The organism is Chitinophaga sp. (assembly GCF_036569125.1).
In the GTDB taxonomy this organism is placed as follows: domain Bacteria; phylum Bacteroidota; class Bacteroidia; order Chitinophagales; family Chitinophagaceae; genus Chitinophaga.
The window spans coordinates 1-9996 of record NZ_DATCRF010000533.1; the positions used below are offsets into that span (position 1 = coordinate 1).

Sequence of the window (9996 nt, forward strand, 5' to 3'; positions counted from 1 at the left end):
TACTGCCGCAATAATCCCATTATGCTGCATGATCCGCAGGGAACAGATCCTGCCACAGCCGCCACGCCGCCCAAAAAGGAGGATAACACTTTTAAGCTGGGACCTTTACGGGGCACCCGCTTATTATCCACCTCTTCTTCAGACAGTCCGGAGCCGGGCATAACTAACGTTCACGGGCGGACGGGCTTTCTATTAACCTTACCACCCCTCAAGTTAAGCACTACCGGTTCTGTGCTGGGAGATGCGCAGGTAAGCAATTTCGGGGAAGGTGTGGCAAACGTTGAGGGCCGTGGATTCCTGACCTTTGGCACCGTGGGCAGCGGCTTATGGGTAGGCACTTACGGAAAAGGCTCCTTATATGTAAAAGACCAGGGGCAGCTGGCTTCCGGCGATCCGGAGGCCATTGCCGGCCAGGTATTGTACACCGGCCGTGGCAATCTGCGCTTCCTTACAAATATCTCTGCCGGCTCTTTTACACTGGCCACCGGCGCCACCGATCTTAAATTATGGGGCGGCCACCTGCAGCTGGATTCCAGCTTTGCCTCAGTGGGCAACCTGGCCAAGCTGAAGCTGAATGCCGATGCAAAGCTGCAGCCCGGAGGCAATGGTACTTTCAGCGCCAACCTGGATCTGAATGCGCTGTGGATGGTGCAGTTTGGCGCAGGCGTAAAAGGCACGCTGCTGGATGGTACCGGCTACTTCACCGGCCAGGGGCAGCTGCGTTTATTTGGCATCCCCTCCCTGAAGGTAAGCGCCACCGGCACAGCATCCAGCTCCGGTTATGATATAGGCGGCACCGTATGGGGCTACGTACCCCCCTTAACGTATGCCTGGGGTGGTTTCAGCGCCAGCTCAACCGGCGGTTTCTCCGCGCGCGGTCATGTGTTTGGATTATCATATATGCCGGGAGTGGATAAGATCAAGGATCCGTCGCCCATACCGCCAATTATGAGCCAGCAGCTGAAATTACCGTCCGATATAGAAGCGCCCAGCGGCCCAATGGTAGGATACTCTTTCTTTAGCTTCCGACAGGGACAGCTGAGCCACTTTGCCATCGGCTTTGTGCCTAATTTCTCTGACTTCAGTAAGAGCCAGGTAGGGCTATCAGCCGTAGGACATTTTTAAAACATGTAAAAACCACAATTCCATAAACCCCAAAAAAGATTATTATGGCTAATCCCGTTAACCTTCAAAAAGGCTTCCGTGGGCAACCGGTTACATCACTGCACAAGCAAATGAATAAACTAGGGCTGGTCATCCACCCCAAAGAATATAAGTCCGGCACCTTTGGCCCCGACACTATAGCCAAGATCACCGCCATACAAAAGAAGTATGGCCTTAAGCCAACCGGCAAGCTGGATGATGCAACGGCCACGGCTATCCGCAATGCCGTAGCCGCAGGTGATGTAGTGCAGGATGCTGTGATCAAGGGAAAGATAAGTGATGAGAACAGCAAGCCTGCCGTAGGTTACAAGGTAGAAGTATTTAAAGTGACCTTTACTGCGCGCACCAGCCTGGGAGCAGCTACCACCGCGGCAGATGGCGCCTACCAGGTTACCTATAAACCCGCAGGCGAAAGGGTGGATATCGTAATAGTAGTCACCAACCCCGCAGGCGTGCCATATGAAACGCCCACCATTTTTGCAGTAAGCCTGGAGCTGGAACAGAATGTGGTATATGGGGGAGGTAAATACCTGGGCCGCTCTGAGTTTGAATCCTGGGTAGATATTTTGCAGAACAAGATCGGTAGGGATAAAGCCATTGCTTCCCTGGGCGCCGGGCAGGACCCTGCCGCGTTTGAAAAGGATATCCTGTTCCTTTCAGGCGCATCCTCCATCACCACGCAAAAGCTGCTGTTCCTCATCATTGCCCATAAAATAGAAGCCGCTAAAAAGGTACCGGCAAAAGTGATCTTTGGCTTCCTGCGGCAAAAACAGCCAGGCGATATGCCGGCCGACCTGCTGGCAGAAAGCAAGGTAGCCGGGCTGCAGGCGGTAACGGATTTCATATATTTCCGCATCCTGTCTATTTCCCCGGAAATGCAGCAAAAAACATTGCGCGCTGCAGTGGACATTAACAGCTTCCCCGTATCCCGCGTAGTACCGCCCGGCACCAAGCTAACGGTAGATGCAGTGATCGATGCGCAGATAGCTGATTTTGTAAAACAGCTGCAGGACCTGGAAACCGCCGAAGCCCTGAACATACCCTTCATTGTAGGTAAAACACCCTTAAAAACCTTACTGGACATAGCCAAGCTGCCGGCAGCAAAACAGCAGCCCCTGGCAGGTTTGCTCACCAAGCACGATGCAGCACTATCCCTTTTCTGGGAGAAGGAGGAAGTAAAAAAGATGTTGACCCCGGAGGAAATAAAAAGCGTGCACACCACGCTGGAAATAGGTTCCCTGGTAAAGAACCATCCGCCGGTATTAATAGCCATCAAAGCCCAGCTGGATGCCGATCCTAAAATGCAGATCGGAGATTTTGCAAAATTCCTGCTGAAAGATTGGGTAGCCCTTATTACCAAAGTGCACCAGCCGCCCGGCAGCCCCGGCTTCCCGGATAATATCAAAGATGGGCAAATGACAGATGCAGAAGCCATCAACATTTACGCCACCATCATAGATAGTAATTTTGATACCGCTTACCTCACGGCAGGCATCGCCAAAAAGCTGGCAGATGAAGCCGACTTTAACATCCCTAACCGGGAAGAAACCGCCAAGTTCCTGGCCGCTAACCCGGACTTTGACCTGAAGAAAACAAACATAGATAGCTATCTCACCGACCCGGCCAATAAGGAAAAGCTCAATGGCCTGGACCCCGCGGTGCTGCGCATTCCCCTGAAACAGCTGCAACGTGTGCTGCGCCTTACCGATAATAAAGACACGCTGAAAACACTGTTACATGATAATATTCACAGCGCCAAACAGATCTACCGCATGGGCCGCACCGTGTTCATGGACCGCTATGTGATCAAGGGCACGGAAGGGGAGGATACCACCGGTAAGCTCACCGCCACTGAAGCAGCCCGCGTATTTGAAATATCTGAAAAAAGTTATGCCGGCTCCGTAGCGTTGTTCTCCCAGCTGAATTATGCCTTTAACGTGGTGAACCCCGCCGCAGTAGGTAATTTCCTGGATGCAGCCAAAGACCAGCTAAAAGATAAGCTGGTAAATTTTCCGAACCTGGAAAAGCTGTTCGGCTCCAATGATTTTTGTGAATGTGCGCATTGCCGCTCTGTATACAGCCCCGCAGCTTATATGGTTGACCTGCTGCAGTTCCTGAAAGAGCGTAATACAACCGATAATAAACCTGTACGCGATGTGCTGCTGGCACGCAGGCCGGATATAGCCAAGCTAAAGCTGAACTGCGACAACACCAACACCCCATTACCCTACATTGATGTGGTGAATGAAATTCTGGAAAGCGCGGTAGCCGGTGTGGCTGGCGGTTTTCAGACCATTGGCACCCAGGAGGAGCTGCGCGCCAATCCCGCTAATGTAATCCCAGCAGCATATGATAAGCTGGCCAACCCGCTAACGGCAACGGGTATACCTTTTGAGCTGCCTTTTCACCTGTGGGAAGAGGAGGGCAGGGCTTACCTGGATCACTTACAGATCTCCCGTGCCGCGCTCATAGAAACCTTTAAGCCGGTGAATAACCCGCTGAATGAGGATGCCTGGAAAAAGCAAATGGCAGCCGCCTGGTTCGGCTGGCCGGGCATGTCGGCCGACCTGGTAGTGAATGACGCTGCCATTACACCGGTGGTAGATGCCTTATCCCTGCAAAAGAAAATATGGGGCACCGCCACGCTTACCAGCATGAATAACGTGCGCGCTTTCCTGGACCGCACCGGCCTTTCCTATGAAGAGATGTTAGCGCTGCTGAACATGCGTACCGTAAATGGCGGGCAGCTCATTACCATTGATGATGGAGGCACCTGTAATACGCAGATACATACGATTAAGACCATTGTAAAAAATGACACGGATGTTGCTACTTTAAGCATTATCAATAAAGTGCTGCGCCTGGTGAAAAAGCTGGGCTGGGCCATGTGGGAGGTAGATAAGGCCATCCAGTGCGCCAAGGTAGGCGCCGGTGCGCTGAACATAAACTTCCTGCATAACCTGCGCCTGTTTGATGCGCTGAAAAAACGCCTGGCATTACCGGTAGATCAGCTGCTGGCCTTTTATGAGAACATCGACTTCAGCTCACAGGATGCTTTGTATCAAAGGCTGTTCCTGAACAAGGCCGTGCTAAACCCCGTGAACGCCAATTTTGAGGTAGTGAAAGTAACCGCCACACCAGCAGTTGCTAAAATAGATGATCCCGCAGTAGATAACCGCTCCGTGGTGCTGGCAGGATTGAACATCACAGAAGCAGATATGTTCAGCATATTGCAGCTGCTGAATATTCCGCCGGCTAACACACCCATCTACGAGCTGTCGCTGGCTAACCTGAGCCACTTATACCGCTACAGCACTTTAGCCGCCGCATTGAACATCAGCGTAAAAGAGCTGCTGATCTTCACAAGCCTGCAGGGCGTAGTAAAACCATTTGACAGCCCGGATAGCACGCTGCAGTTCATTCAGCAGTTTGAAACGCTGCAGGCCACCGGCATTACCATACCGGAAGCGCAAACCCTGCTGAAATATTATCCAGCATCGCCATTAGCGCCTGCAGACAGTGTGATCACAGACCTTATTAACGGCTATCGCAACAGCATCCGCATTATTAAAACAGAAGCGCAGCTGGCCGGTACCGCGCCTGCAGACGTGAAGCTGAAGGTAGAGAACCAGATCACGCAATCCATCTCCGACTGGTTCACCATTGAAGTGCCCGTGCTGAAAAAGGTATTGTCCGGCTTAAAGCTGAGCGGCGTAAACAAGCTGCTGCTGGATATTTTGAACGATGACCGCCTTACCGCACCATTGCCCGCCGACCCTAAGAAGTTCCAGTTTGAAACAAACAAGGCAAACTTTGCAGATGTATACAAAACGCTGTACCTGTTGTACAAGATCGGTTTCGTGATCAGCAAGCTGCGTTTGAACGTGCGGGAAATGGAATGGCTGCTGGCCAATGCTGCCACCTTTAGCCTGATGCCGCTGAGCGACCTGCCGGTAGCAGACGGTCAAACCACAGGCATCGACAAGCTGTTTAACATCAGCACCATCATCGGTTATAACAAGCTGTTTGCCCAGCAGGACCAGCTGGACTTTTTACAGGTGCTTTCCGGCGCCACTGTAAACCCGCTGGATGTGCCGGCCTGGCTGGATGGTTTAGCATTGCTTACCGGCTGGGATAAGGCCGCCATTACAAAGCTGAACAGCTTACTGAAATTTGTGAACGCCGATTTCATAAAACCAGCTTATTACCAAACCTTATATAAAGTATTCAGCTGGTTAAGGATCACCGGTGTAGGCCCTGATAAGCTGGCAGAATGGTCCAAAGCGCAGGACCTGACCAAGGACAATGCGCAGGCCATTAAGCTGGCTGTAAAAGCCAAGTACAGCAACACACAATGGTTAAGCATCACCCAGCCCATACAGGATGTGCTGCGCGAACAAAAGCGCGATGCGCTGTGCGCCTACATGCTGGCCAACCTGGCTACCCCCGCCAATAACTGGAAAACAAAAGATGACCTGTATGCCTGGTACCTGGTGGATGTTGAGATGAGCTCATGCCAGCTCACATCACGTATGGTGCAGGCCAATGGCTCCATCCAGCTGTTTGTGCAGCGCGGTTTTATGAACCTGGAAGCCAATAACAAAGTGATCATCGACAGTGAAAAAGACCCGCAATGGAACCAGTGGAAGTGGATGAAGAACTACCGCATATGGGAAGCTAACCGCAAAGTATTCCTGTACCCCGAGAACTGGATAGAGCCGGAGCTGCGCGATAATAAAACACCCTTTTTCCAGGAGCTTGAAAACGACCTGCAGCAGAATGAGATCACCAATGAATCCGTGGAAACAGCTTTCATGAACTACCTTGAAAAGCTGGAAGCAGTGTCCCGACTGGATATTTGCGGTATGTTTGAGCAGCAGAAAGGCCCGCAAAGCATTATGTATGTAGTGGGCCGTACCAAAGGTATACCGCATAACTACTACATGCGCAAATTCCTGAACGGCGACCGCTGGACCGCCTGGGAAAAGATCGATGCCGACATCACGGGTGAACATATTATGCCCGTAATGTTCAACAACAAGCTGCACGTGTTCTGGCCTGTGTTTATGGGCGAGCCCAAACCCAACATGACGATCCCGCCCGCTGCAGCAGGCGCTTTACCTGCTGCGCAGCCGGACAAGTTCTGGAAGATCCAGATCGCCTGGACGGTATTCAAAAATGGTAAATGGCAGCCCAAGAAAATATCCAAGGAAATACTGCCCACCATCCACTATCGCCCGGATTACAGCTATCACCTGAAAACCACGAACTACGACAATGCCGGTGAGCTGCGTTTCCATTTATACTACAGCGTATCGCCGGAGTTTGATAACCAGTCGCCCGCCGGCAAGCAGCTGCGGCATATCTCCGAATTTGTTTTTAACGGCCTTACGTTTGAGCTGTTTAAAACAGATACCGCTAATACCGACATTTACGGTGAGCTGGGCCGCCAGGTGCAAACCCTGCCCGTTGACTTTAAGCAGCCGGATTTTATTTTGCCCACAGGCGTGCATCATAAATACAACGACCTGGTGAACGATGCTTATGGCAAACAACCTGTAGTAGCAAAAATTGCAGACGGCAACCGCCTGGACGATGGCGTGATATTTAAAACTTCCCGCACTCCTTTCTCACTGGTCATCCGCCACCAGGACAGCCAGTTTGATTCCCTGCATCCTTTTGTGTTCAAAGACCGCAAGCGCAGCTTCTTCATCAGGCCTACCGTGTATTATAAGAACGGTTCACAGTTCACGGTAACCAGGCCCGTAAGCAGCACTGCCGTGCAATACAGGGTAGGGTATGAGTGCTTTGCTTTTTATCATCCGATGGTAGAGCTGTTCATGCAAAAGCTGGCGGGTTTGGGTGTAGATGGGATCTTAAACCGCGCAACCCAATTGGCAAATACAGGTTTTGATTTTAAAACAGAATACGGTGCATCTTCCCTTGTTAAAGGCCTGTATCCAAAGGAAACGGTTGACTTTAACATGAGCGGCCCTTATGCCATTTATAACTGGGAGCTGTTCTTCCATATTCCATATTTTATTGCCAATAAGCTAAGCCAGAACCAGCGTTTTGATGAAGCCTACCGCTGGTACAACTACATCTTTAACCCAGCCGGCACTTATCATACCGATCCCGTTACGCATGCGGAGATACCAACGCCGCAGCGGTACTGGATCACGCGGCCGTTCTACGAAACAACTTCTGCACAGTATTACCAGCAGCAGATAGAGAATCTGATGCTGCAGATCTCCAAAACCAATTCTGAGCTGGAAAAGCAGATAGATGAATGGCGCGATAATCCGTTTAACCCGCACCTGCTGGCGCAATACCGCACCGTAGCTTACCAGAAGAACATTGTAATGAAGTTCATTGATAACTTACTGAGCTGGGCCGATAATCTGTTCAGCCAGGATTCAATGGAATCAGTGAACGAAGCTACACAGCTGTATGTAATGGCAGCAGTGCTGTTAGGCCCCCGGCCCAAGATCATTCCATCCAAAGCGCCCTTGTTCGAGGAAACATACGAATCGCTGGAACCCAACCTGGACGAGTTTTCCAACGCGCTGGTAGAAACAGAGAACTTTGTACCTGTAAATAAAACCGGCGCCGTGGTAGATGCGCAGCGTGTGAACCTGCCGGATGTGGATACCTTGTATTTCTGCATTCCGCATAACGATAAGCTGTTGGATTACTGGGATAAGGTAGCCGACCGTTTATATAAGATCCGGCATTGCCTGAACATAGAAGGTGTATTCCGCCAGCTGGCATTGTTCCAGCCGCCTATTGATCCGGCCCTGCTGGTAAAGGCTGCAGCCGCAGGTATTGACCTGGGCAGTGTGATGGAAGATGCCGGTGTGAATGCGCCCATCTACCGTTTCAACATCATCTTATCCAAAGCGCAGGAGCTGTGTAATGATGTAAAAGCATTGGGCGGCGCATTGTTATCCGTGCTGGAAAAGAAAGATGCAGAAGGCCTGTCGCTGCTGCGCGCTACACAGGAAATAAAAGTGCTGGAAGCTAACCAGTACATCCGGAAGCAGCAGATCAGCGAAGTGAAGGAGCAGATCGAAGGGCTGAACCGCAGCAAGGTAACCATAGAAGCCCGGCGCGATTATTTTGCCAGCCGCAGTAAAGTGCTGCCACAGGAGCAATTGAATATTGATAAGCTGAATGAAGCGCAAACCTTCCAGGAAGCCGCGCAGGGCGTACAATTAGCAGCATCGCTCATAGCCCTTATCCCGGATATTGACCTGGGCGTATCAGGCTTTGGCGGCAGCCCGCTGGCTAAATTCAAGTTTGGCGGCTTAAACCTGGCGCAGGCTGCAAAAGCCTCCAGTGATGTGTTGTCGTTCCTGTCGCTCATGAGCCAGCACTCTTCTAACATGGCCGGTATCAAGGCAGGTCATGAACGTCGCTGGGAAGAATGGCAGCACCAGATAGATATGGCTAACAAAGAGCTGGATCAGATAGAAAGCCAGATCACGGCTGCTGAGATCCGCCTGAACATTGCCACCCGCGAATTGGATAACCTGGGCCTGCAGATCAGCAATGCACATGCAACGGATGAATACATGCGCGGTAAATACACCAACCAGCAGCTGTACGATTGGATGATCACGCAGATCTCCGCCACCTATTTCCAGAGTTATAAAATGGCCTATGAAGTAGCCAAGAAAGCGGAAAAGGCTTACCGCTTTGAACTGGGCCTGCAGGATTCTGATTTCATCAGCTTTGGTTACTGGGATAGCTTGAAGAAAGGTTTGCTGTCAGGCGAAAAGCTGCACTACGATCTGAAACGTCTGGACATTGCTTACCTGGATCAGAACAAACGTCAGTACGAAATAACCAAGCACATTTCACTGGCTAACCTGGCCCCGCAAAAGCTGGCAGACCTGAAGAACAAAGGCACCTGCGAAATACCGCTGGCTGAAATGCTCTTTGACCTGGATTATCCCGGTCATTATATGCGGCGCATTAAATCCGTAAGCATTTCCATTCCTTGTGTAACAGGACCGTACACCAGCATTAATGCAACGCTTACATTGCTCACCAATAGCTTCCGCACTAAAACAGATCTGCAGCCGGCCAGCCTGGTGCAGGACTTTGCAGCTATTCAATCCATCGCTACCAGCGGTGCGCAGAACGATAGCGGGCTGTTTGAGCTGAACTTCCGCGACGAACGTTTTCTGCCCTTTGAAGGCGCAGGCGCTATCAGCACCTGGCGTTTGGATATGCCGAAGGAATGTAACCAGTTCGACTTTAATACCATTGCAGATGTGATCATTCATTTGAAATACCAGTCGCGCGATGGCGGCAACGCTTTCAAACAAACCGTGATGCAGCAGGTGGTAACCAAGCTGCCGAAAGAAGGTTATCTGCTTTTGGATGCCAAACATGAATACGCAAGCGCGTGGTATAAGTTCCTGCATCCTGAAAATAATGCAGATCAGCAGCTGGACATTGCGCTCACTAAGGACCGTTTCCCCTTCTTTACCCGCAGCCTGAATGTGAAGATCAGCAACATTACCTGTTACGGTTATATGGATAATATGGATGAATATAAGATCCAGGTGAAACCGTTGTTTGGCGATGCAGATGCCGATCTGCTCACCGCCGCCAGGGTAGCAGGGGAGCAGTGGCATATTGCGGATAAGGCGCTGCCCGCGCCTGCTGTACTGGCCCCGCTGCAAATTAAGATCAGGAAAACGGCCTCCACTACTTACAAATTATTGACAGAAGACGAGATCAAAGAAATGTTGATCGTGATCAAATACCAGGTGAACAGTTAGCATATGATCGATGACTTTATAGACACCATAACCAACCGCC

At 50.9% G+C, this 9996-nt stretch carries 2 protein-coding genes; both read left to right on the forward strand.

What is annotated here, in order from left to right:
- A partial coding sequence (locus tag VIM87_RS20055) for a hypothetical protein (protein ID WP_331998725.1) occupies positions 1-1125 on the forward strand: 1125 nt, incomplete at its 5' end.
- A 44-nt stretch (positions 1126-1169) separates the two neighbouring features.
- Positions 1170-9956: a neuraminidase-like domain-containing protein gene (locus tag VIM87_RS20060; RefSeq protein ID WP_331998726.1), complete on the forward strand. Its 8787-nt coding sequence runs from the start codon at positions 1170-1172 to the stop codon at positions 9954-9956.
- Positions 9957-9996: the final 40 nt, after the last annotated feature.

What these genes read in the sequence shown, in the direction of transcription:
- VIM87_RS20060 (WP_331998726.1), top strand. Translation starts at nt 1,170, where the DNA reads ATGGCTAATCCCGTTAACCTTCAAAAAGGCTTCCGTGGGCAACCGGTT.